Origin of the sequence: Micromonospora sp. NRRL B-16802, assembly GCF_001279555.1 — a bacterium.
Lineage (GTDB): Bacteria > Actinomycetota > Actinomycetes > Mycobacteriales > Micromonosporaceae > Micromonospora > Micromonospora profundi.
In genome coordinates this window covers 1-877 of record NZ_LGEB01000122.1, presented here as the reverse complement: position 1 = coordinate 877, position 877 = coordinate 1, and the positions used below count along the sequence as shown (strand labels likewise).

At 64.2% G+C, this 877-nt stretch carries 1 protein-coding gene; it reads left to right on the top strand.

Translation table 11 applies throughout. The features are described 5' to 3' along the window. Positions 1-877 (top strand): VCBS repeat-containing protein (locus tag ADK66_RS29130; protein ID WP_197281678.1); only part of this gene is annotated, 877 nt, incomplete at both ends.

Genomic DNA, 877 nt, shown 5'->3' with positions numbered 1-877 from the left:
CTCGCCGACGCCTACGTCGCCACCTCCACCGGCACCAGCTTCACCGGCACCACCATCAAATGGCACGACTGGTTCGCCCTCACCGGCGAAACACCGCTGACCGGCGACGCCAACGGCGACGGCAAAGACGACGCCATCGTCTTCACCCACGGCCCCCTCGCCGACGTCCACGTCGCCCTCTCCACCGGCACCAGCTTCGCCCCCAGCCAAAAATGGCACGACTGGTTCGCCCCCGGCACCGAAATACCCGCCACCGGCGACGTCAACGGCGACGGCAAAGACGACATCATCACCTTCACCCACGACACCACCGCCGACGTCTACGTCGCCCTCTCCACCGGCACAACCTTCACCGGCACCGCCGTCAAATGGCACGACTACTTCTCCATCGAAGGAGAATTCCCCGCCATCGGCGACGTCAACGGCGACGGACTCGACGACATCATCACCTTCACCCAAGGCCCCACCACCGCCTCCGACGTCATCGTCGCCCTCTCCAACGGCACCAGCTTCGGACCACCACAAAAATGGCACGACCTGTTCGCCGTCGGCACCGAACAACCCCGCGTCGGCGACATCAACGGCGACGGCAAAGACGACATCGTCACCTTCACCTGCAACACCGACGCCGACGTCTACGCCGCCACCTCCACCGGCACCGGCTTCACCGGCACCACCGTGAAATGGCACGACTACTTCTGCCTACCCGGCGAATTCCCCTACCTCGCCGACACCAACGGCGACGGCAAAGACGACCTCATCGTCTTCACCAAAAACACCACAAACGACATCTACGTCGCCCTCTCCACCGGCACCGGATTCGCCCCCAGCACCAAATGGCACGACCACTTCGGCCTCAACGGCGAAACCACCCTCT